The sequence below is a fragment of the Jiangella alba genome (assembly GCF_900106035.1).
GTDB classification, from domain to species: domain Bacteria; phylum Actinomycetota; class Actinomycetes; order Jiangellales; family Jiangellaceae; genus Jiangella; species Jiangella alba.
Genome location: NZ_FNUC01000004.1, coordinates 1,400,025 through 1,422,374, shown reverse-complemented (window position 1 = coordinate 1,422,374; position 22,350 = coordinate 1,400,025). Strand labels below are relative to the sequence as shown.

Below are 22,350 nucleotides of genomic sequence, written 5' to 3'. Positions count from 1 at the left end.
ATCGTTCCTGGCACGATTCGTCCACATGGGTCTGATCGACGTCCTTCTGCTCGACCTCGACGGTGTGGTGCGCCACTACGACCAGGCGGCGACGGAGGCGATCGAGAAGGGATCCGGGCTGCCGCCGGGCAAGCTGTACGAAACGGCGTTCGAGCCGCGGCTGCTGCAGAAGGTCGTCACCGGCGGCATCACCCGCGCGCAGTGGGTCGACCACGTCGCCGCCACCATCGGCCCGGTCGCCGCCACCGCGTGGTCGACGCAGCGCCCGACCGTCGACCGTCAGGTGCTCGGCATCGTGCGCAAGCTGCGGGTCGCGGGCCTGCGGGTCTGCCTGCTCACCAACGGCACCGACCGCGTCGGCGCCGAACTGGCCGAACTGCGCATCGCCGACGACTTCGACCAGGTGTTCAACTCGGCCGAGATCGGGGTGGCCAAGCCCGACCTGCGGGTGTTCATGCACGTGCTGCGGGTGCTGGGCGTCGACCGGTCGTCCGTGCTGTTCCTCGACGACGCCGCGCCGAACGTGCGCGGCGCGGCGGCGGTGGGCATGCGGGCGCACCTGTTCACGTCGGCGAGCGACCTCACCGACGCGTGCAAGACCTACCGGCTGCTCTGACCGGCGGCCAGCAGTCCGTGCGCGTACCCGATCGCCTCGGGCGTCGTCGCGAACACCCGGCCCTGGTCGCGTAGCCGGGAGATGACGCCCAGCCGGTCCAGCGGCCGGGCGTGGCCGCCGCGCAGGCCCGACACCAGCACGACGGCGTGCCGGCGCTCCAGCCGCTCGATCGCGTCCTTGAGCACCAGCGCGCCGGTGGCGTCGATGGTCGTGACCCGCGACATCCGCAGGATCACCACCCGCACGTCGGCGACCTCGGACAGCTCCAGCAGGAAGCGGTGCGCGGCGGCGAAGAACAGCGGGCCGTCCAGCCGGTACGCCACGACGTGCGACATCAGCAGCGCCCGCTCCTCCTCGCCGTGATCGTCCGGGATGTCGTCGTGCAGCGGGACCTCGTCGAGACGGACGTTGCGGGCGACGGCGCGCAGGGCGAGCGCGCCGGCCACGACCAGGCCGAGGATGACGGCCTGCACGAGGTCCAGCGCGAGCGTGGCGACCGCGGTCAGCACCAGCACGACGGCGTCGGCGCGGGTCGCGTGCAGCATCGCCCGCACCGAGCCGACCTCGACCATGCGCACCGCCGTCGCCAGCAGCACCCCGGCGAGCGCCGCCAGCGGGATCCGTCCGACCACCGACGCGGCCACGAAGACGACCAGGGCGAGCAGCACCGCGTGCGAGAGCGCCGCCAGCCGCGACGCCGCGCCGGAGCGCACGTTCACCGCCGTCCGGGCGATGGCCGCCGTCGCCGGGACGCCGCCGAACAGCGGCGCCGCGACGTTGGCCAGGCCCTGGCCGAACAGCTCCTTGTCCGGGTCGTGCCGCTGGCCGACGCTCATGCCGTCGGCGACGGTGGCCGACAGCAGCGACTCCAGCGCGGCCAGCGCCGCCACCGCGACGGCCGGGGCGAGCAGGTCGGGCAGCATCGCGGGATCGGCGAAGCCCAGCGACGGCGCCGGCAGCCCCGACGGCAGCGCGCCGATGCGCGCGACGTCGAACGAGGCCAGCTCGGCGACCGTGGTGGCGACGACGACGGCGAGCAGTGAGAACGGGACGGACGGCCGCCAGCGCGCACCCGCCAGCATGAGCGCCGCGACGCCGAGGGCCAGGCCGGCGGCGACCCAGTCGGGCGCGGCGGCGAAGTCGCGCACCGCCTCGACGGCCACCAGGACGACGCGGTCGCCGTCCGGCACCGGCACCCCGAGCGCGGCCGGCACCTGTTGCAGCGCGATGACCGCGGCGATGCCGATGGTGAACCCCTCGACCACCGGCGCCGGCACGTACGCCATGTACCGTCCGGCCCGCGCGAGCGCCAGCGCCAGGAGCAACAGCCCGGCCAGCAGGCCCACCATCAGCACGCCGTCGGCGCCGTGCTGGTGCACGATCGGCACCAGCACCACCGTCATCGCGCCGGTCGGCCCGGAGACCTGCAGATTCGAGCCACCGCACAGCGCCGCGACCGCGCCCGCGACCACCGCCGTCGCGATGCCGGCGGCCGCGCCCAGCCCGGACGAGATGCCGAACCCGAGCGCGAGCGGCAGCGCCACGATCGCGACGGTGGCGCCGGCCAGCAGGTCGCGCCGGGGCTGGCGGCGCATGCTGACGAGGTCCGCGCGGGTGGGCAGGACCGACCGCAGCCGGGACCACACCCGGCTCATCGGGCGGCGGCGGCTTCCTCTTCCAGCTCCTGCAGGAGCTCGCGCTGCCCGGCCAGCAGCTCGGTGAGGATGCGGCGGGCCGCGCGCAGCAGGTCGGCGACGTCCGGCCCGGCCATGGCGTACACGACGGTGGAGCCCTCGCGGGTGGACGTGACGATGCCCGAGCGGCGCAGCACCGCCAGCTGCTGCGAGAGGTTCGACGGCTCGACGTCGAGCTCGTCGAGCAGCTCGCGCACCGGCACGGGGCCGTCCTGGAGCAGCTCGAGGACCCGGATGCGGACCGGGTGGCCGAGCATGCGGAAGAACTCCGCCTTGGCGTGGTGTAGCGGGACCGGCATGAAGTACATCATCTGCGCAATTGAAGAATTCTTCAAATCGTGATGTGAGTTGCCGGGCGCTTCGCCGGTCTTCTGTCCCCGACGTCCGCTACGGTCGTCTCACGAGGTGAGGCCGATGACCGACGCCGATTCGGTGGTGCCGCTCGAGCGTGTCGTGCCGCCGTTGCATGCGGGCGAGCGTGAAGCTCTGGTCCTGCGCCTCGACTTCCTGCGCGAGACCATCGTCAACAAGGTGGCCGGGCTGAGCCTGGCGCAGGCCACCACGGCACCCGTCCCGCCCAGCACGCTCACCCCGGCCGGCATCGTCCGCCACCTCATGGGCGTCGAGCGGTGGTGGTTCGCGTTCACCTTCGCGGCGCTGCCCGAGGTCACCGACCCCTGGGCCGGCGACGACGGCGGGTTCGAGCTCGAGCCGGGCGAGACGCTGGCCGCCATCGTCCGCAGTTACCTCGCCGAGTGCGCCCGCTCCAACGAGCTCATCGCCACCCACTCCCTCGACGACGTCGCCCGCCGGGAGGGACACGAGTTCGACCTGCGCTACGCCGTCCTGCAACTCGTCGAGGAGACCGCGCGGCACTGCGGCCACCTCGATCTCCTCCGCGAGGCCATCGACGGCACCGTCGGCACCTGATCCGCGGCCGGGACGTCAGGGAAGGCTGATCGCCACGTACTTGGTCTCGAGGTACTCCTCGATCCCCTCGGCGCCGCCCTCGCGGCCGAACCCGCTGGCCTTGACGCCGCCGAAGGGGGCGGCCGGGTTGGAGACGATGCCGGCGTTGAGGCCGACCATGCCGGCTTCGAGCCCTTCGCTGACCCGCAGGGCGCGCTGCAGGTCGCGGGTGAAGACGTACGCGACCAGCCCGTACTCCGTGGCGTTGGCGCGGGCCACCGCTTCGTCGTCGGTCGAGAAGGTGGTGACGGGCGCGACCGGGCCGAAGATCTCCTCGGTCAGCAGCCGGGCGTCGTCGGAGACGGAGGCGAGGACGGTGGGCTGGTAGAAGTAGCCGGCGTCGCCGGTGCGGCCGCCGCCGGTGACGACCTTCGCGCCGCGGTCGACGGCGTCGGCGACCAGTTCCTCGACGGTGCCGCGCTGCTTCTCGCTGACCAGCGGGCCGACGTCGACGCCGTCGTCGGTGCCGCGGCCGACCCGCAGTGCCGCCATCCGCTCGGCCAGCTTGTCGGTGAACTCGGCGGCGACGGACTCGTGGACGTGGAAGCGGTTGGCCGCGGTGCACGCCTCGCCGACGTTGCGCATCTTGGCCAGCATGGCGCCGTCGACGGCGGCGTCGAGGTCGGCGTCGGCGAAGACGAGGAACGGCGCGTTGCCGCCGAGCTCCATCGAGACGCGCAGCACCTGCTGGGCGGACTGCTCGATCAGCGTGCGCCCGACCGCCGTGGACCCGGTGAACGACAGCTTGCGCAGCCGCGGGTCGCGGATGATCGGCTCGGACACCGCGCCGCTCGACGACGTCGGGATGACGTTGAGGACGCCGTCGGGCAGGCCTGCCTCCTGCAGGATGCGGGCCAGCGCCAGCATGGACAGCGGCGTCTCGTGCGCCGGTTTGACCACCATGGTGCAGCCGGCCGCGATGGCCGGGGCGATCTTGCGGGTGCCCATGGCCATCGGGAAGTTCCACGGCGTGATGAAGAACGACGGCCCGACCGGCTGCTTCATCGTCAGCAGCCGGCTGCCGCCCGCGGGCGCGACCGAGTAGCCGCCGCTGACCCGCACGGCCTCCTCCGAGAACCAGCGCAGGAACTCCGCGGCGTAGGCGATCTCGGCCTTCGACTCCTTGACCGCCTTGCCCATCTCCAGCGTCATCAGCAGCGCGAGATCGTCGGACTGCGCGGTGACGGCCTCGAAGGCGCGACGCAGCAGCTCGCCGCGTTCGCGGGGCGGGGTGGCGGCCCACGAGGCCTGCGCCTCGGCGGCCGCGGCCAGCGCCGCCAGGCCGTCGTCGACGGTGGCGTCGGCGACGGTGGTGACGACCTCGCCGGTGGACGGGTCCTCCACGGGGAACCGCTCGCCCGACGACGCGGCTCGCCACTGCCCGCCGATCAGCAGGTCGGTCGGCACCCCGGACACCACGGCACGCTCTCTGTCCGCACTCATGCCTCCATTCCTACCCTGCCGGCCGGCTGCGATGTCTGCGCCCCTGGCCGGGGTGGGCGACGGGCCTTTGCAATGAGCACCGATAGGCACCGGTGCGTATCGGTGCTCATTGCAAAGCGGCTCAAGGGCCCGGGAGAGACACGTCGGGGCCGGGCACGAGGAGCGGCAGTCCGTCGACGTCGAGTTCGGCGCTCAGCGTGTACGTGCCGCCGGCTAGTCCGGACAGCACGTGCAGGTACCGGACGCCGGCCCAGCGCAGGTCGTGCCGGGCCACCTCGGCGCCGGTCGCGTCGCGGACGACGAGGACGGCGGCGTCGGCGGGCGCACCGGACGCGGACGGGCCGTCGAAGGCCAGCGTGACCGGCCGGACCCGGCCGCTGCCCTGCACGTTCCACTCCGGTTCCCACCGCTCGACGGCGGCCGGTGCGGACGCGGCAGACTCGCCGGCGGCGTTGGCGGCGACGGCGGTCAGCTCGTTCGGGCCGACGGCGACGGGCACGGCCGCGTGCCAGCTGCCGTCCACCGCGGTGACGGCGGTCGCGACCGGCTCGCCGCCGGCCAGCACCGTCACGGTCGACGGCCAGTCGGCGGCGCCGCTCGCCTCGACCGTCCCGGTCACCGTGACGGCGGGCGCGGTCAGCGACGGCGCGCCGGGCGCCGTCAGGGTCGCGTCGCGGGCCCAGTCGACGGCGTTGAGCAGCAGCCGCTCGCCGTCGTCCGTCCAGCCGAGTCCCGGCCCGACGGCGCCGGTGACGGCGCTCGCGGACAGCACGACCTCGACGCTGCGGGCGGTGCGCCAGTCGTACCCGGCGGCGATGCCGTCCACCGGTGACGCCAGCGACGCCAGCGGCCGGCCCGCATACGAGGCCAGCGCGCTGTAGTAGCCGCCGTCGGTGATCAGCGTCGCCGGGTCGGACAGTCCGGCGAACAGGTCGTGCGCCGGGTCGAAGCCGGTGATCGTCACCGGGCCGTCCCCGTAGCCGTGCGCCCCGACCACGACCCGATCGGTGTACGCCTCCAGCAGCCGGACGCCGCCCTGGCCGACGCCCCAGGTGCCGGTGAAGACGAGGCTGGTCTCGGCGGCGTCGGCCGCGGTCAGCATGCCGTCGAAGGTCGCGCGGTCCGGCTCGCCGCCGTTCACCACGACCACCTCGTAGCCGTCCAGGCTCCCGGCGGCCACGGTCCAGTCCAGCGGCGCGGCCGCCACACCCTCCGAACGCAGGAAGCCGGTCACCGCGCCACCCACGTCGCCGAGCACGCCGACGTCCAGCGGCTCCAGCGTGACGTCCAGAGTGGCGGTGGCGTCGGCGGTCACGGTGACGGACGCGGTGGCGGGCAGGTGCCCGTCAGCGGTCACCGTCACCGTGTAGGCGCCTTCGAGCAGGTCGTCGACGGTGTAGGCGCCAGTGTCGCCGGTGGTGGCGGTCCAGCCGTCCGGTCCGGTCGCGGTGAGGACGGCGCCGGCCACCGGCTCGCCGCCTGAGGTGACCACGCCGGCGACGCTCCCCCGCGGCAGCGGCGTCAGCGCGACGTCCAGGGTGACCGTCCCCGACGCCGGGACCTCGACGGTCTGCGTCGCGGGCGCATACCCGAACGCCTCGACCCGGATGGTGTGCGTCCCCGCCGCCAGCCCGAGTACGTACGCGCCGTCGGCGGCCGTCGTCGTCGAGACCGCGGCCTCGGCCGCCGTCACCGTCGCGCCGCCGACGGGCGCGCCGTCCGCCGTCACCACGCCGGTGACCTGGGCCTGCCGTGCCTCGGTCGCCCACGCGACGGCGTTGAGATAGAGGTCCGCGGCGGCGTCGGTCCAGCGGTCGCCGGGCCGGCCGTAGGAGCTGGCAGCGAGCCCGCCGAGCAGGATCTCGACGCTGGTCCCGGACGTGAACCGGTAGCCGAACGCGTCGCCCAGCGCGGTGCCGTCGGCGGCGCGCAGCGACCCCACGGTCGTCCCGCTGTACCCGGACCAGGTCAGGTACTGCTGGTTGCCGCCGGGGTTGACCAGCAGCGGGATCGGCTCGCCGGGCGCGTACCCGGCGAAGATCGGGTGCGCGGCCGACGGCACGACCTCGACCGTCTCGGGCACGAAGTCGTACGCCACCTCGGCCGGGTCGCCGCGCAGGCCGGACAGCGCGCCGATGGCGTACCCGCCCCACTGCCCGGCGTAGACCACCGACACCCCGGCCGCCTCGGCGGCGTCGGCGACGGCGCCGAACGCCGCCCGCTCGGAGGTGAGGACGGTGCCGTTGAACACGATCAGCCGGAAGTCGCCGACGCGTTCGGCCAGCCCGGCCAGTTGCGCGCCGCTGACCTGCTCGACGGCGTACCCCTCGCCCTGCAGCAGCCCGGTGATCGACGCCGACAGGTCCTTCACGACGGCGATCGGCAGCGACGCCCGCAGCCGGACGTCGACCGTCGCCGTCGCTCCGTCCGGCACCGTGACCGGCCGTTCGGCCGCCTGGAACCCGGGGGCCGTGACCCGCAGCGTCCACGTGTCGGCCGGCACGCCGGGCACGGTGAAGGTGCCGTCGGCGGCGGTCGTCGTGGCCAGCGGGGTGCCGAGCAGTTCGACCCGCGCACCGCCGACCGCCGCGCCATCCGGCCCGACGACCGTTCCCGCGAGGGTGCCGGCCGGGCGGGCGGCCAGCGCGATCGGGCGGGTCAGCACCTGGCCGGCGGCGACGGTGACCGGCGCCTCCGCCGTGACGTGCCCGAAGCTCTCCGCGCGCAGCGTCCACCTGCCCGGGGCCAGCGGGACGACGAAGCTGCCGTCGCCGGACCGCGCCGGCACCGTCTCGCCGGTCTCGGCGACCGTGACGGTGCCGGTCAGCGCCGTGCCGGCGGCGTCGGTCAGGGTGCCGCGCACCTCGGCGCCGAGCCGCTCGCCGTCCAGCGCGTAGCCGAGCGCGTTGCGCAGCAGCCGCTCCGCCTCCGGCGCCCACGCCAGCCCGGCCTGCGTGCCGTAGGCCGGGTAGCCGTACGAGCTCACCGACAGCGTGCCGAGCAGCACGTCGACCGCCCGTGCGCCACGGTGCCGGACCCCGGCGAGCCCGCCGCCGGACCCATCGTCGCCGCGAACCGTCGCGACCGTCGTGCCGCTGAAGTCGTCGAACCAGGAGTACTCCGCGTCCGCCTCCACCAGCGGGAACGTCCCCGGCAGCCCGGCCAGCAGCGGGTGCTCGGGCACCGCGGCGGAGGCCGTGACGGCGCCGTCGTCGCGGCCCTCGCCCTCGGCGCCCGGGTCGCCGTCGTAGCCGGACAGGTACCGGAACGCGCCGCGGCCGTACTGGTCCAGCCAGATCGCCGGGACGCTGGCCCGGTTCAGCGCGTCGTCGAAGGCGGCCCAGCCCGCGGCGCCGGGGTCGAACCCGGAGAACGAGGCGAAGTTGCCGACCACGAGGTCGAGGTCGCCGACGGCGGCGGTGTCGGCCCAGGTCAGCGCCCGTGGCTCGTACCCCCAGTAGGTCAGGTACGCGGCCAACCGGCCCTGGTAGTCGTCCAGCACACCGACCGACGGCGACGACCGCAGCTCGGCGTCGGCGGCGGTCTCCGCGCCGATCTCGACCGTCACGTCCACGCGCGTGCGCACGTGCCCGTCGGCGACCACCTCGAGCTCGTAGTCACCCGGCTCGACCAGGCCCAGCGCGTACGTGCCGTCGTCGGCGGTCGTGGTGGTCAGCGACGTGCCGAGCAGCGCGACCGTCGCGCCGGCGATCGGGTCGCCCAGCGCCGACGGGCCGGTGATGTCCGCCTCGCCGGTGATCCGGCCGCGGATGGTCCCGGTGTCGGCCGGGGTCAGCTCGACGTCGAGGGTGGTGACGCCGTTGCGGGCGACGGTGACGGCGTGCTCGGCCGGCTTGTAGCCGAACGCGCTGATCCGCAGCGTGTAGTCGCCGGCTTCCAGCGGGACGACGTACGCCCCGGCGGCGTCGGCGGTCACCGTCCGGCCGGTCTGCGCCACCCCGATCGTGGCCGGCACCGGGACGCCGTCGGCGCCGCGGACGGTGCCCTCGACGCTGCCCAGCCCGGGCGCGGCGGCCCAGCGCACGGCGTTGACGTAGAGCGCGCGGCCCTCGTCGGTCCAGTCCTCGGCCGGGCTCTGCAGCACCGTCGCGGCCAGGCCGGACAGCAGCAGGTGGACGCTGCCCGGGGTGCGCGCGGTGAACGCGGCGCCGACGCCGCGGTCGCCGCCCGTCTCGGTGACGGTGTGCGCGAGCGGCGTGCCGGAGTAGCCGACGATGGCGGCGCTGAACCGGTCGGCGAGCAGGATCTCCGGCTGCGCGGACAGGCCGGCGAACAGCGGGTGGTCCGGGCGCGTCGGCGCGAACGAGACCAGGCCCTCGTCGCTGATCGGCGTGGTGCCGGCCGGGTCGCCGAGGTACTTGCGCAGCAGCCGGACGCCGCCGTCGGAGCTGAACCGGTCGTCCGGGAACAGGCCGCTGACCTGCGCGGCGTCCATCGCGTCGAGGAAGCCGAGGAACGTCGCGGCGCCCGGGTCGGGCGGGTCGTTGAACACGACGAGGTCGAACTCGCCGACACGGGCGGCGTCGGAGAACGCGATCGGCTCGGCGGCGATCTCCGCCGCGGTGAGCAGGGCGACGATGCCGTCACCGCCGTAGTCGCCGATGACGCCGACCCGCGGCGACGGCGCCAGCTCGACGTCCGCGACGGCCTCCTGACCGGCGACGACCTCGACGGCGGCGGTGGCGGTGAAGTGCCCGGCGGCCGACACCCGCAACTCGTACGTCCCGCCCGGCACGTCCGCCAGGGCGTACGTCCCGGCCGCGTCGGTGCTGGTGGTCAGGCCGGTGCCGGTGACGGCCACCTGCGCGTCCGCGACCGGGGCGCCGTCGCGGCCGCTGGTGACGGTGCCCCGGATCGCGCCGAGGCCGGAGCCGGCCAGCGTCGCGTCGACGGTGAGCGTGCCGCCCGCGGTGACGGTGACGTTCTGCTCGACGGGTGTGCTGCCGGGCCGGGTGAACCGGACGGTGTGGTCGCCGGGTTCGAGCAGCAGCCGGTAGCCGCCGTCGTCGCCGGTGGTGGCGTCCTGCCCGCCGGCCGCGACAGTGACGCCCGCGAGCGGCGCGCCGGTCTCGTCGGAGACGGTGCCGGTGACCGCGCCGAACCGCGCGTCGGCGGCGTAGCGCACCGCGTTGCCGAGGACGGTGAACGCGGGCGGCAGCCAGTCGTCGTCCGGGACGCCCCAGCTGGCGGCCGCGGCCAGCGAGCCGAGCAGCACGTGCGCGCTGCCGGTGCCGCGCGGCGCGTAGCCGATGCCGCCGCCGGCCGCGCCCGTCTCGTCGGTGTGCAGCTCCGCGACCGTCACGCCGGAGTAGCCGCTGAACGCCGACCACGCCGAGCCCGTGACCAGCAGCTCCGTCCGCTCGCCGAGCGGAAGCCCGGCGGTCAGCGGGTGCTCCGCGGTCGGCAGCAGCGACACCCGGCCGCTGCCGCTGAGCTCGTCCGGCGCGTCCTGCGGGTCGCCGGTGTAGTCGATGAGGTGGTTGATCGCGCCCCAGCCCAGCGACCACTGGTCCAGCCAGACGACGCTGGTGCCGGCGGCGTCCGTGGCGGCGAGGAACGCGTCGAACGCCTCCTGGCCCGGCTCGGTGCCGTCGGCGCCGTTCGCCACGACCACCTCGAAGTCACCCGGCCGCGCGGTGACGTCGGCGTAGTCGGTGGCCTGCGCGGCGAAGCCGAGGTCCTCGAGGACGGCGAGGATGCGGCCGCGGTCGTCGCCGACGACGGCCACCTCGTACCTCGTCAGCGTGAGGTCGGCGGTCGCGGTCTGGCCGGCGGCGACGGTGACGCGCTGGCGCAGCGGCGCGTAGCCGGGCAGCTCGGCCGTGACGGTGTACGTGCCGGCCGCCACCTCGTCGAACCCGTAGCCGCCGTCGTCGCCGGTGGTGGCCGGGTCGAGCGGGGTGCCGGCCAGCGTGACGGTGACGCCGGCCAGCGCGGCGCCCGCCTCGTCGTGGACGATCCCGCCGACCGCACCGGTCTCGACGGCGGTCAGCGCGGCGTCGATCGTCACGGTGGCGCCGGCGGCCAGCTCGACCCTCTCGGTGTGCGTGCTGAGGCCGTAGGACGCGACCGTGACGGTGTACGTGCCGGGCGGTTCGGTGAGCTCGAACGCGCCGGTGTCCGGGTCGGCCGTCGTCTCGGCGCCGGTCTCCTCGATCCGCACCGTCGCGGCGACCGGCCCGTCCGGCCCGGTGGCGGTGCCGCGGATGGCGCCGGTCGGGTGGAACGCGAACACGCTGCCGCGGACGTCCGCGCTGACCAGCAGCCCGTCGGCGTAGGCGGGCGACGTCGTCACGTTGCCGCCGGCCGTGGCCTCCCACGCCAGTTCGCCGGTCGACGCGTCGAGCGCCCAGATGCGGAAGTCCAGCTGCGAGCCGCCGACCACGAACCCGTCGTCGGTGACCATGACCGACGCGCTGACCGCCCCGGACACCGCGTACTGCCACACCTGGTCGCCGGTCTCGCGGTCGTACGCCACGACCAGCCCGAGGCCGTGCGACCCGGCGATCACCAGGTCGCCGTAGACGGCGGGCGTGCTGCCCTGGCCGTCGCCGTGCGTCGCGGCCTCCCAGCGCAGCGTGCCGGTGGCGGCGTCGACCGCGAGCAGGCTGCCACCGCCGTCGCCGTCCGTCGTCGGGACGAACACGGTGCCGTCGACGATGCTCGCGCCGCCGATGAAGTAGTCGCGCTCGCGGGCCAGCGTCCAGCGGACCGCGCCGGTGGCCGCGTCGAGCGCGATCAGCTCTCCGTCGTCGGCGTTCCCGACGATGGCCAGGCCCTCGCCGACGGCCGGACCGGCGAACACCGAGGTGCCCACGTCGGTGGCCCAGAGCTGCTCCCCCGTGGCCGCGTCCAGCGCGAACACGGTGTCCTCGCGATCCTGCGACGGGCCGGTGGCCGCGTAGACGACTCCGTCGACGACGCTCGGCGCGGTGTAGACGGTGAGCCGGCCCGGTGTCGGGACCGCCCAGCGCTGCTGCCCGGTGGCCGCGTCGAGCCCGACGAGCCCGCCGTCCAGCCCGCCGCCGGTCACGACGAGGTCGCCGGCCACCGCGGGCGTACCCCGCAGCGCGTCGCCGGTCTGGTGCGACCACAGCCGCTCGCCGGTGCCCGCGTCGTAGGCGGACAACCGGCCGGCGTCGGAGCCGAGGAACACCCGGCCGCCGGCGATGACCGGCGACGCGAACGTGACGGCGCTGCCGGCAGCAGCGGTCCAGCTCGGCCGCAGGGTCTCCGCCGCCAGGGCGTCGCCGCTCATGCCATTGCGGGTGGCGTTGTTCTGGTACTGCGTCCAGCCCGGATCGGTGGGCTGGTCGAGAGCGTCGAGGGCGATGTCGAGGCGGGCGTCGCCGTCGAGGGTCAGTTCGTGGGTGCGCGGCTGGTGGCCGGCGGCGGTGACCCGCACGGTGTACGTGCCGGCCGCGACGTCGTCGAAGCCGAAGCCGCCGTCGGCGCCGGTGACCGCGGGGTCGAGCGGGGTGCCGCCGAGCGTGACGCGGGCGTGCGCGACCGGCCCTCCGGGTCCGGTGACGGTGCCGGTGAAGGCGTGCGTCGCGGCGGTGTCCAGCCGCGGGTCGAGCGTCGTGGTCTCGCCGATCGCGACGGTGACCTGCGCGGTCGCCGTCACATACCCGTACGCCGCCGCCGTCACGTCGTGGTCGCCGGCCGCCGTGGGCAGCGCGTACGTGCCGTCGTCGGCGGTCGTGGTCGTGTCGCCGCCCGCGGTGATCGTGACGCCGCCGAGCGGGTCGCCGTCGCCGTCGGTGACCGACCCGGCGATGGTGCCCGAGTAGGCCGCCCGCGTGACCGCGGCGAACGCGTCGACGATGCCGGCGCCGTAGGTGTCGTTCGGCAGGTCGCCCATGTGCGGCTCGGTGCGCGCGGTGTCCTCGAGCAGCGCGCGGACGTCGTCGATGGACAGGTCCGGGTTGGCCGACAGCATCAGCGCGACGACGCCGGTGGCGTGCGGCGTGGCCATCGAGGTGCCGGAGATGGTGTGGTAGCCGTCCTCGCCGTCGGGGAGGTCCCGCGGCCAGGTCGAGCGGATCTGCGCGCCGGGAGCGCTGACCTGCGGTTTCCGGTATCGCTCGCCGTCCCAGACGGCCGGGCCGCGGCTGGAGAAGCTCGCGACCACGTCGTTGACGTCGGTGGCGCCGATGCCGATGGCGTGCGGGAAGCTACCCGGCGAGCCGACCGTGCCGGGCGCCGGGCCGTTGTTGCCGTTGGCGAAGATGGGCACGATGCCGGCCGCCTCCCACGCGGCCACGTCGTCCCAGAAGGTCGTCGCGCCACCGGCGTCGGAGCCCCACGAGTTGTTCACGACGTCGGGCGCGGCGGCCGGGTCGCCGCCGGGCGCGAGCATCCACTGGAAGCCGTCGTGGATGATCGACTCGGTGGTGCTGCCGGAGTCGCGGAAGATCTTCGCCGCGATCCAGGTGGCGCCGGGCGCGACGCCGGTCAGCTCGCCGGGCGCGGTGCCGACGATGCTGCCGGTGACGTGCGTGCCGTGGCCGCCGCCGTCACCGGGCGCCGGGTAGTTCTCGCCGGTCGGGACGTACCAGCTCTGTGCGGGGTCGCCGGTCGTGCCCCGCCACGACGCGCTGAGCGCCGGGTGCCCGCCGTCCGCGCCGCCGTCCATGATCCCGACGACCACGCCCTCGCCACGCACGCCGTACTCGCCCCAGACGTCCGGCGCGTGGATCTTCTCCAGGCTCCAGCTCGGCAGCAGCGGCTCGCCGGGACCGGGCTCGATCGGCTCCTCGAGGGTGATCTCCTCGTCCAGCTCGACGCTCTGGACGTCGGGGTGGCCCTCCAGCGCGGCCAGCGTCGCGGCGTCGACCGTGGCGGCGATGCCGTTGAAGATCCAGTACGGGGTGACGGCGGTGGCGCCGCGGCCGGCGAGCAGGTCGAGGACGGCCGGCTGCGTCGCGCCGGCGGTGTCCTGGAGTTCGGTGACGACGGTCTCGGCGCGGGCGGCCCGGGCCCGCTCGGCGACGTCGCGTTCCGCCTCGGGTCCGGCGGACCGCAGGCTCGCCCGCGCGTCCTCCGCCGCCGCCGTCGCCGCGTCGTCGGCCCGCTCGGCGACGGCGGCGAGGTCGGCCTGGTCGCGCAGCCGGATGATCACCGGCACGGCGCCGCCGTCGGCCGCGGCCGTGCGGACGGCCTCCTCGACGCCCGCCGGTGCCGCGCTCTCGCCGTCCGCCGTGCTGCCACCGGACGCGGCGTCGGTGTCCGGGCCGGCGCCGAAGCCGGCCGGATCGATCGGCAGGCCGGCGGTCAGGTCGGCGGGGACGCCGTCAGTCGCGTCGGCGGCCTTCGTGACTGCCGCCCGCACCGGGAGTGATGCCGACGCCATCGCCGTCGGCGGCACCACCCCCAAGGCCAGCAGCAGCGCCAGGAGCACCGCGGATGAGCGCCCGAACAGGGTGCGCACTGGCATGGTGACCGCCCTTCACCACGAAGTCAGCACCTCGACGGCCCGAACGATCCGGACCAATTGGTGCATTGTGGTGCGTAACGGTATAGACCAGTTAGGTGCGATGTAAAGACCGGTCGATGACGATCGTGTGACCGGTTGCTGCCAGTGGCGGCTACCCGACAGCGTGCGCGGCCCGGTACGCCGTCGGCGCGAGACCGGTGTGCCGGCGGAAGTGTTGCCGCAGGTTGGCGGCGGTGCCGAAGCCGGCCGCACGGGCGATCTCGGCGACGTCCAGGGCGGTGGTCTCGAGCAGCGCGCGGGCGTGGTCGATGCGTTCGTGGTGCAGCCAGCGCAACGGTGTCGTGCCGGTCTGGGCGAGGAAGCGGCGGTGGAACGTGCTCGGGCTCATCGCGGCGCGGCCGGCCAGCTCGGCGACGGTGAGCGGACGGTCGAGGTGCGCCGTCGCCCACTCCATCGCGCCGGCCAGCGTCGCCTCCCCGGGCCGCGGCACCGGCCGCTCGATGAACTGCTGCTGGCCACCCTCCCGGTGCGCCGGGAACACCAGCCGGCGGCTGACCGTCGTCGCGACGGAGGCTCCGAAGTCGGCGCGGATGATGTGCAGCCCCAGGTCGATCGCCGCCGCGCTGCCGGCCGCCGTCAGCACCTGGCCGTCGTCGACGAACAGCACGTTCGGCCGCAGGTCGATGTCGGGGTAGCGACGGCGGAACTGGTCGGCCCAGCGCCAGTGCGTCGTCACCGTGTGCCCGTCGAGCAGACCGGCGTCGGCCAGCGCGAACGCCCCGGTGCAGAAGCTGACCATGCGCGCGCCCCTGGCCGCGGCCGCGCGCAGCGCCTCCAGGACGTCGTCGCCGTAGCCGGCCTCCGGGTCGGGCCGGTTCGGCGCGATCACCGTGTCCGCCGTCGCGACGTCGTCGAGCGTGCCGGGGCAGTGCATGGTGAACAGGCCCTCGCGCACCGTCAGCCCGTCACCGGCTGAGCAGGCGACGAAGTCGTACCAGTCGACGTCCAGCTCCGTCCGGGTGATGCCGAACAGCTCCATGCCGATGGCCATCTCGAACGGGTTCGAGCCGGGCGCGACGATCTGCGCGACGCGGTGCGAGGATCCTTGCGACATACGCCATTTCTACTACTCGTCGGGCCGTTGTGCCGCGGCGAGGCTGGACGTCATGAGTCACGACGCCATCAACCTCGACGCCGCCCTCGCCTCGTTCGATGACCTGTGGAGCCCGCGCATCGTCACGCGGGTCAACGACTACGACGTCCGGATCGCCAAGGTGGCCGGCGAGTTCGTCTGGCACGCCCACGACGACACCGACGAGTTCTTCCTCGTCCTCGACGGCGAACTCACCATCGGCCTGCGCCCCGCCGCCGCCCCCGAGACCTCGGTCACGCTCCACCGCGGCGATGTCTTCGTTGTCCCCCGCGGCCTCCAGCACCGCCCGTCGTCGGCCGGCGCCTCGATCCTCATGTTCGAGCCCGCCGGGACGCTCAACACCGGCGACCACGAGGGCGAGGTGCCCGACCACATCACCCGCACCATCGGCACAGCGCTGACCTCCTAGGAGACCAGCGGCTCGCCCCAGTAGTCGAGGTAGCTGAGGTCCTCGACCGGCTGGCGGGTGCCGGGCTTGAAGTCCTGCGTCGTCGTGTACGCGACCGGCAGCAGACCGACCTGGGTGACGTCGTCGGGGATGCCGAGGATGCGGGCCGCTTCGGCCTCCTTGACCAGGTGGTACGACGTGAGGGTGGAGCCGAGGCCGCGGGAGCGCAGCGCCAGCTGGAAGCTCCACACCGCCGGGAAGATGCCGCCGTAGAACACGGAGTCGGCGGCGTTGGTGCCGTGCGGCCGGCCCTGCACGCACGGGATGACGAACACCGGCACCCGCTCGATGACGTCGACGAGGTACTGGCCGGACTCGAGGATGCGCTTCATCGGCTGTTGCTCGGCGGCCGAACCGGCGGCCTCGCGGCGGCGGCGCATGTACTCGGAGCCGACCTCGCGGAAGAGAGCGCCGAGCTGGTTGCGCAGCTGCTGGTCGCGCACCACCAGCCAGCGCCAGCTCTGCGCCGCGCCCGGGGTGGGCGCCTGCACGGCGAGGCGCAGGCACGCGGTGATGACCTCGGGCTCGACCTCGCGGTCGAGGTCGAGCTTGCGCCGGACCGCGCGCGTGGTACTGAGCAGGTGGTCGGTGACGGCGGTGTCCATGCGGGCTCCCTCAGCGATCGGTCCGGTCAGGCTACTGATCGAGCCCGAACCGCGCGGTGAGCCGGTCGATGGTGAACTGATTGCGCAGCTTGCAGGCGCTGTTCTGATTGGCGAACAGCCCTTGCTCCTTGATGGCACGCTCCCGCGGGACGGTCGTGATCCACTGGACCCGAACGGCGTACTCCATGGTCTCTGGCAACGTGTGTTCCTTCAGAGCCGGAGCACGCAGAGTGGGAACATCCAAGAGGTTCACCCGTTCCCCGTCGACGTCGACCGTGAAGTCGATGACTGCCTGCGCGGGTTCTGTCACCTGGCCGACGCCAACATATCCGCGACCCGGGATGTACGCGAATACGCGCGCGCCGACGAAGAGCTGGTTGAGCGGACTGGAGTACCTCTTACCGCCGCCGGCTGAGATGTAGCCCAGCTCCTGCTGATCCTCCCAGTTGCGGTGGTCGCCCTCTCCCACGGTGACGTAGAAGTCCTGACCGTTCCACGGCTCACGTGTCTTCTTCGACTGGCGTGACGCGCTGGCGGCAGCGTCAGCCTCCGTCGGCGCGTTGAGCCAGGTCCGCGCCAGGTACTCGCGCCCGTCGTCCTGGTAGTAGCGGAAGAACAGCACACTGATGGGAACCGCGAAGTCAGTGGACAGGTACCGGACGATGCGTTCGGTGCTGTTGTCGAGTTCAGACGCGACGATGATCAAGTGATGGTTCTGGTTCAGGGCATCAGGCAAGGTACCGCCGAACCGTTCCTCGAAGGCCACCTCGAGCTGTTCTCCCGGATGGCGCTCGGAGTACAACTCGGTGAGGTCGACGTGGCCGAGGTCCTTGACCCAGGACCCGTAGTCGAGCGCCTGCGCCACCACATCGCGCGGCGTGCGATCGCGTTTCAGCTCGATAGCGTAAAGATCACCTTCGGCGTCGATGGCCAGCAGGTCGATCCGCTTACCGAATGAGGTCGGCACCTGCCGGGCCAACACCATGATGTCGAGTCCGAGAATCGAGACGGCCTGCTCCAGCAGACTCTCGAGTCTCGACTCGGTGTCCAGCCGACTGAACGCGACCGGCGCAAGGCCGTTGTCGATCCTCCAGATGCCGAACTCCACTGGCATGGGTTCCCTCCCTGTCATGTTGGTCTACGGCGCCCAGTCGGCCGTGTCGACGGAGCCGGTGTCGGCGACGAGGAGCACATGGACGCCCGCGGCGGTGCGGCGGGTGCGCTCGGCAAGGTCACGGTGGCGCGGCACGTCAGGCAGCACCACCAGGGGCTCGTGCCCGGGATGAGTCGAGGAGCATGACCACCTTCAGCAACCTGCGCGAGCCAGTGGCCCGACGTGGCATGGCCGGCCGACGGCCAGCCCTTCGCCTCGGCGCCGAGCTGGCGGCCGTCCTTGCGTGCGACCACGTCGACGCCGCGTGCTCGCGGACGGTGCCGGTCATCGAGACCAGCCGCCAGCCGTGGTCGTGCAGGTACGCCGTGAACAGGGACTGCACCTCGCCCTCCCACGGCCAGACGGTGGTGGCGCCGGCTCGGGACCGACGATCTCGAACCCCAGGGACCGCAGGGGTGCCGCCGGGCCACCGCGCTGCTGAACTGACCGCGCGCGGCAGCCCCGTGACCAGTTGGTGCACATGCTCGACGGGGAAGGTCGGCAGCGCCAATGCGAAAGCCGTACTTCTGGACCCAGGCGGGCTGCTCCACGCCGGTGAGGGCACGCATCACGTCCTCGCGGGTCAGGTCGACCTCGACTCCCCTGACGACGAACCGCATGGGCCGAGCATGCCGGGAGGCTCGGACTCAACCACCGACCGCGGGACGGGTCGCGTACTCGACCAGGCGGCACAACGTGTTGATGCCCTGGACCTGGTCGAGGCTGCGGACCGGGGCGCTCAGCAGCGCCGGGCTGCCGACCAGCACGGCCAGCGACCGGGCCCGCGACACCGCGACGTTGAGGCGGTTGCGGTTGGCGACGAAGTCGACGCCGCGCGGAGCGTCGGCGGCCGAGGACGTGGTGAGGGAGACGATGACGACCGGGGCCTCCTGGCCCTGGAACTTGTCGACGGTGCCGACCCGGGCCCGGCCGTCGAGGGCGCCGAGCAGCTGACCGACCTGCGCGTTGTAGGGCGCGACCACCAGGAGGTCGTCGGGGCCGAGTGGACGGGTGGTGCCGTCGGCGGCCGTCCAGGGGCGGCCGGTCAGCGACGTGACCAGGTCGGACACCACGGCCACCTCGGCATCGCTGCGCACCGAGCAGCCGGCGTGCTCGACCGGCACCCAGCGCACCCCGGCGCCGGCCAGCTCGCCGGACCCGCCGACCAGCTGCGCGGACAGCCCGTCCCGCGGCACCAGCAGGGAGTCGTAGGACAGCTCGGACACCGGCGCGCACACGTCGGGATGCATGCGCCACGTGGTGTCGAGGAACAGGCCGCGCTCGGGCGGGACGGTGTCGTGCTCGCCCAGCACGTGGTCGAGCGCGGAGACGCCGGCGCCGTCGGGGTGGTGGCCCTTGGCCGGCTGCGGCAGCTGGCGCGGATCGCCGAGCAGGATGACGGAGCCGGCGGCGGCACCTGCTGCGACCGCGTTGGCCAGCGAGAACTGCCCGGCTTCGTCGACCACCAGCACGTCGACATGGATGTCGGGGCGGGCGAACAGCCAGCCGGTGCCGGCCACGAGATTGGCCGCGCCGGTCGCGATGGCCAGCTCGACCTGGTCGTTCGAGTTCGTCACCAGCACCGACGCGTGCCGGCTGCCGTTGCCGTCGTCGGCCTTCTGGACGGCCCGCACCAGCCCGGACCCGTCGGCGGCCATGACCGCGTCGAGCAGGTGGGTGATGACCCGATGGCTCAGCGCGGTGATGCCGACCGTCTTCCCCGCCCGCAGCAGCTCGACGATGGCGTGCGAGCCGGCGTACGTCTTGCCCGCGCCGGGCGGTCCCTGCACCGGAAGGGCGCCGTCGAGCGACGGCGCGACCCGGCGCAGCGCGTCGGACCCGGACTCGCCGGCCAGCCGCAGCGGCACCCCGGCCAGTCCCGGCGCCGCACCGGCCAGGAGGTCGCGCACGCCGCGGAACGGCCCGTCGCCCGCGAAGCCGTGTGCCGCGACCCACCCGCCGACCCGGACCAGCGCCTTCTCCTGCACACCGGCCGGGATGGGCCCGACGTTCAGCACGCCGGTGGGGTGCGGATGCTCGTTGGCCAGCGCACGTTTGAGGTCGACGTGGCCGTGTTCGAGGTCGAGCCCGACGACGACGCTCGACCGGCCCTCCTGCCCGGCATGCTCGACCCGCTCGCCGACCCGGACCCGGCAGTCCTGCACCGGGATGGAGTAGCGCCACACGCCGGAGCGCCGCTCGGTGCGCAACAGCCGCGGGGCGGTGAGTCCGCCCAGCGGCGCGACGTCGTCGACCAACTCGCTGGACGTGAGCCGCCGCAGCCGGAAGTACTCCCACCACTCCGCCCGCGCCTCGCGCCGGTGCCATTCGAGCAGCCCGGCCAGCAGCGCCCGGGCCTGCTGGTCGGGGGTGCGCGCGTCGGGGTCGGCCGGGACGTCGTGGAGCAGCCGCTGCTCGACCGCCACCAGCTCGGGGTCGCGTTCCTTCAGGTAGTCGGCTTGGTCGTCGGCGTCGTCGGGACGGGGGACGGCGAGCCCGGCGGCCAGCGCTTCGTCGCGGCGGCCCTCCAGCCAGTCGCGCAACTGCCGGGTGCTGACGCAGTCGTCGCGGTTGTAGGACTCGATGTCGTCGAGGATGCGGTGGTCGCGCTCGGCCAGCCAGCGCTCGTACTCGACGATGCTGGACCCGGCGTCCTTGACGGCGGCGCCGGCCCGGCCGTCGGGTGAGTAGAACCGCTCCAGCGCCTTGATGGAGTAGGACTCGGTGCCGATGAGCAGGCCCTGCTTGACGACGGCGTAGAGGTCGACCAGCCGCTCGCCCCGCAGCAGTGCGTCGACGTCGTCGACCCGGGTGCCGTAGCGCTGCGACAGCCGCTTGAGCACGTTGGGCTCGTACGGCGCGTAGTGGTAGACGTGCATGCCCGGCCGCTGCCGCCAGGCGGCCATGAGGTGGTCGACGACGTGCTCGAACGCGCGCCGCTCGGCGGGTGGGTCGTGCGCCCACCAGGACGTGAACCCGTCGCGGGTGTCGGACACGCCCCACAGGTACTCCAGGCCGTGGTCGCCGAAGAACGGGTCGCCCTCGAGGTCGAAGAAGAGGTCGCCGTCGTCGGGCGCGGGCAGCAGCGCCAGCCCACGGCGCACCTCGACCGGCGTGATGAGCTCGTACGGCGGCAGCTCCCGCGTGCGCGCGCCGACCTGCAGCCGGGCCTGCGTGGACAGCTTGCGCCTGGCGCCGGGACCGACCCGGGTGACGGCGTCGAGGTCGGCCGGCGGCACCGCGGCCAGCTGCTCGACCGTGGTGATGCCGGCCGAGCGCAGCACGTCGCGTTGGTCGCGGCGCAGGAACGGCACCAGCACGAGGTCGTCGTCGGCCTGCCACCGCTGCGCGCACGGCTCTTTCCACGGGCAGATGGCGCAGTGGCCGACCCGGATGGGGTACGTGGGCGGCGGCTCGGCCAGCCACTGCCCGTACCGGCGCATGGCGTGGCGCGCGTAGGCGGCGACGTCGACGTACGGGACGGCGACCTGCTGGCGGTCGCCGAGGATGACGGTGAGCGTCTGCGGCGGCACGCCTTGCAGTTCTTCCAGGCGCTGCGCGTAGACGGCCATCTGCAGCAGCGCCGCCGCCTTGACGTGCCGCGCGAGCTTGGTGTCGGCGATGTCGTAGGACCATGAGCCGAGGCCGGACGGGCGGTGGTCGTTGCGGACGAGGAAGTCGGCGTGCCCACGCCACCGCCCGTCGAAGAAGGTGGCCTGGAAGATGCGGTCGGCGCCGTCTTTCATGGCCGCGAGCGTGCGGTCCTCGGCGTCGGCCGGGCCGGTGCCGCGCGGGATCTCGACCACCCGGTGCGCCGCCGTCATCTCGGCCAGCACGGCGGCCTCGTGTTCGTCGCCGCGGCGGCGGACGACGTCGGCGCCGGGGTCGGCCCCGGACGGCCGCTGCCGCTGCCCGAGCGCCACCTCGAGGTTCAGCGTGGTGAGGTGGGCGCACTCCAGGTGGCCCACGAGGTCGGTGGGGCTCAGGACCAGCCGGCCGTCGGTGACGTACATGGCGCACCTCCTCTCTTCCGGGTCCAAGCCTGCCGCATGCCTCCGACAGAATCGGGGCGCGACATCAGGTGGCGCCTATCCGACGACCGCACGCACGATCAGCGTCACGGCCGACACCGCGCACACCACCATGACGGCCGGCCGCAGCCGTCCGCCGTCGGCGACCGCCCGCAGGGTCGACGCCGCCGCGAACCCGGCCACCATCGCCGGCATCAGCCACAGCGCCGAGACGGTCTGCGTGCGCCCCAGCTCCCCGACGACGGCCAGCGCGACCAGCGAGAACGCGGCGCCGATCAGGAAGTACACGGCCAGCGTCGACCGCACCAGCGGCCCCCGCTCACCCTGGTACACCAGCGCCAGCGGCGGCCCGCCGATCGACGTCGCCGTCCCGGAGATGCCCGACACCGTGCCGGCCGCGGCCAGCACGCCGCGCCGCATCGGCAGCCGGATCGTCCGCACCGTCAGCGCGACCGCGAGCAGGATCACCAGCCCGACCACCACGCTCAGCACCCGCGGCGAACTGACGGAGACGATCCACGCACCCAGCACGGTGGCCGGGACGCGGCCGGCGAACGCCCAGCGCAGCCCCCACCAGTCGACGTGCGCCCACTCGCGGGCCAGCGTGAACACCGGCAGCAGCATCGACAGCCAGAGCAGCGTCCCGGGCATCAGCTCCGGCGCGAGCAGCGTCGCGACGGGCGCGGCCAGCAGGCCCAGCCCGAGCCCGATCGCGCCCTGGACGGCGGCGCCGAGGAACACGGCGACCGCGAGCACGATCATCACGTCAATGGGCGGC

At 74.0% G+C, this 22,350-nt stretch carries 13 protein-coding genes; 3 read left to right on the top strand and 10 right to left on the bottom strand.

What is annotated here, in order from left to right; all coding sequences use genetic code 11:
• Positions 1-25 precede the first annotated feature (25 nt).
• Positions 26-616 (top strand): HAD-IA family hydrolase, encoded by a 591-nt coding sequence (locus BLV02_RS24410; protein WP_069109208.1) that lies wholly within the window; start codon positions 26-28, stop codon positions 614-616.
• Here BLV02_RS24410 and BLV02_RS24405 read toward each other — a convergent pair.
• The gene (locus tag BLV02_RS24405) at positions 601-2,271 is read right to left on the bottom strand and encodes a SulP family inorganic anion transporter (protein WP_069109209.1); all 1,671 of its coding nucleotides are present in this window, start codon (positions 2,269-2,271) and stop codon (positions 601-603) included. The two genes, BLV02_RS24410 and BLV02_RS24405, sit on opposite strands and share 16 nt — an antisense overlap.
• Positions 2,268-2,609, bottom strand: coding sequence for an ArsR/SmtB family transcription factor (locus BLV02_RS24400; RefSeq protein ID WP_069109597.1), 342 nt, complete (start codon positions 2,607-2,609; stop codon positions 2,268-2,270). Before BLV02_RS24400 ends, BLV02_RS24405 begins: the two co-directional genes overlap by 4 nt.
• A 115-nt stretch (positions 2,610-2,724) precedes the next feature.
• On the opposite strand from BLV02_RS24400, the gene BLV02_RS24395 reads away from it, so the two are divergent.
• The gene (locus BLV02_RS24395; RefSeq protein ID WP_069109210.1) at positions 2,725-3,240 is read left to right on the top strand and encodes a DinB family protein; all 516 of its coding nucleotides are present in this window, start codon (positions 2,725-2,727) and stop codon (positions 3,238-3,240) included.
• A 15-nt stretch (positions 3,241-3,255) separates the two neighbouring features.
• On the opposite strand, the gene BLV02_RS24390 is transcribed toward BLV02_RS24395, so the two are convergent.
• The 3 genes from BLV02_RS24390 to BLV02_RS24380 all read right to left on the bottom strand — a co-directional run bounded on the left by BLV02_RS24390 (position 3,256) and on the right by BLV02_RS24380 (position 15,296).
• A complete protein-coding gene (locus BLV02_RS24390; protein WP_069109211.1) occupies positions 3,256-4,722 on the bottom strand; it encodes an NAD-dependent succinate-semialdehyde dehydrogenase in 1,467 nt (488 codons plus the stop codon).
• 121 nt (positions 4,723-4,843) lie between these two features.
• Positions 4,844-14,182, bottom strand: a complete 9,339-nt coding sequence (locus BLV02_RS24385) for a carboxypeptidase regulatory-like domain-containing protein (RefSeq protein WP_141711356.1) — start codon at positions 14,180-14,182, stop codon at positions 4,844-4,846.
• A gap of 151 nt (positions 14,183-14,333) precedes the next feature.
• Positions 14,334-15,296 (bottom strand): helix-turn-helix domain-containing protein, encoded by a 963-nt coding sequence (locus tag BLV02_RS24380; RefSeq protein WP_069109213.1) that lies wholly within the window; start codon positions 15,294-15,296, stop codon positions 14,334-14,336.
• A 52-nt stretch (positions 15,297-15,348) separates the two neighbouring features.
• On the opposite strand from BLV02_RS24380, the gene BLV02_RS24375 reads away from it, so the two are divergent.
• Complete coding sequence (locus BLV02_RS24375; protein WP_069109214.1) at positions 15,349-15,744, top strand: cupin domain-containing protein; 396 nt, start codon at positions 15,349-15,351, stop codon at positions 15,742-15,744.
• Here BLV02_RS24375 and BLV02_RS24370 read toward each other — a convergent pair.
• The 5 genes from BLV02_RS24370 to BLV02_RS24355 form a co-directional block, all read right to left on the bottom strand.
• The gene (locus tag BLV02_RS24370; RefSeq protein WP_069109215.1) at positions 15,741-16,388 is read right to left on the bottom strand and encodes a nitroreductase family protein; all 648 of its coding nucleotides are present in this window, start codon (positions 16,386-16,388) and stop codon (positions 15,741-15,743) included. The two genes, BLV02_RS24375 and BLV02_RS24370, sit on opposite strands and share 4 nt — an antisense overlap.
• A gap of 31 nt (positions 16,389-16,419) precedes the next feature.
• The gene (locus BLV02_RS24365; protein WP_069109216.1) at positions 16,420-17,502 is read right to left on the bottom strand and encodes a PDDEXK family nuclease; all 1,083 of its coding nucleotides are present in this window, start codon (positions 17,500-17,502) and stop codon (positions 16,420-16,422) included.
• A 24-nt stretch (positions 17,503-17,526) separates the two neighbouring features.
• The gene (locus BLV02_RS38085) at positions 17,527-17,652 is read right to left on the bottom strand and encodes a hypothetical protein (protein ID WP_281243420.1); all 126 of its coding nucleotides are present in this window, start codon (positions 17,650-17,652) and stop codon (positions 17,527-17,529) included.
• Positions 17,653-18,188: 536 nt separating this feature from the next.
• Entirely contained in the window at positions 18,189-21,554 is a 3,366-nt protein-coding gene (locus tag BLV02_RS24360) for a TM0106 family RecB-like putative nuclease (RefSeq protein ID WP_069109217.1), read from the bottom strand.
• Positions 21,555-21,629: 75 nt separating this feature from the next.
• Entirely contained in the window at positions 21,630-22,334 is a 705-nt protein-coding gene (locus tag BLV02_RS24355; RefSeq protein ID WP_216093967.1) for a sulfite exporter TauE/SafE family protein, read from the bottom strand.
• Between the last annotated feature and the right edge of the window lie 16 nt (positions 22,335-22,350).

Excerpts from the sequence above, each read along its gene's own strand:
- BLV02_RS24385 (WP_141711356.1), bottom strand. The coding sequence starts at position 14,182 with ATGCCAGTGCGCACCCTGTTCGGGCGCTCATCCGCGGTGCTCCTGGCG.
- BLV02_RS24390 (WP_069109211.1), bottom strand. The coding sequence starts at position 4,722 with ATGAGTGCGGACAGAGAGCGTGCCGTGGTGTCCGGGGTGCCGACCGAC.
- BLV02_RS24395 (WP_069109210.1), top strand. The coding sequence starts at position 2,725 with ATGACCGACGCCGATTCGGTGGTGCCGCTCGAGCGTGTCGTGCCGCCG.
- BLV02_RS24405 (WP_069109209.1), bottom strand. The coding sequence starts at position 2,271 with ATGAGCCGGGTGTGGTCCCGGCTGCGGTCGGTCCTGCCCACCCGCGCG.
- BLV02_RS24365 (WP_069109216.1), bottom strand. The coding sequence starts at position 17,502 with ATGCCAGTGGAGTTCGGCATCTGGAGGATCGACAACGGCCTTGCGCCG.
- BLV02_RS24355 (WP_216093967.1), bottom strand. The coding sequence starts at position 22,334 with ATGATCGTGCTCGCGGTCGCCGTGTTCCTCGGCGCCGCCGTCCAGGGC.
- BLV02_RS24380 (WP_069109213.1), bottom strand. The coding sequence starts at position 15,296 with ATGTCGCAAGGATCCTCGCACCGCGTCGCGCAGATCGTCGCGCCCGGC.
- BLV02_RS24400 (WP_069109597.1), bottom strand. The coding sequence starts at position 2,609 with ATGCCGGTCCCGCTACACCACGCCAAGGCGGAGTTCTTCCGCATGCTC.
- BLV02_RS24360 (WP_069109217.1), bottom strand. The coding sequence starts at position 21,554 with ATGTACGTCACCGACGGCCGGCTGGTCCTGAGCCCCACCGACCTCGTG.
- BLV02_RS24410 (WP_069109208.1), top strand. The coding sequence starts at position 26 with ATGGGTCTGATCGACGTCCTTCTGCTCGACCTCGACGGTGTGGTGCGC.
- BLV02_RS24375 (WP_069109214.1), top strand. The coding sequence starts at position 15,349 with ATGAGTCACGACGCCATCAACCTCGACGCCGCCCTCGCCTCGTTCGAT.
- BLV02_RS24370 (WP_069109215.1), bottom strand. The coding sequence starts at position 16,388 with ATGGACACCGCCGTCACCGACCACCTGCTCAGTACCACGCGCGCGGTC.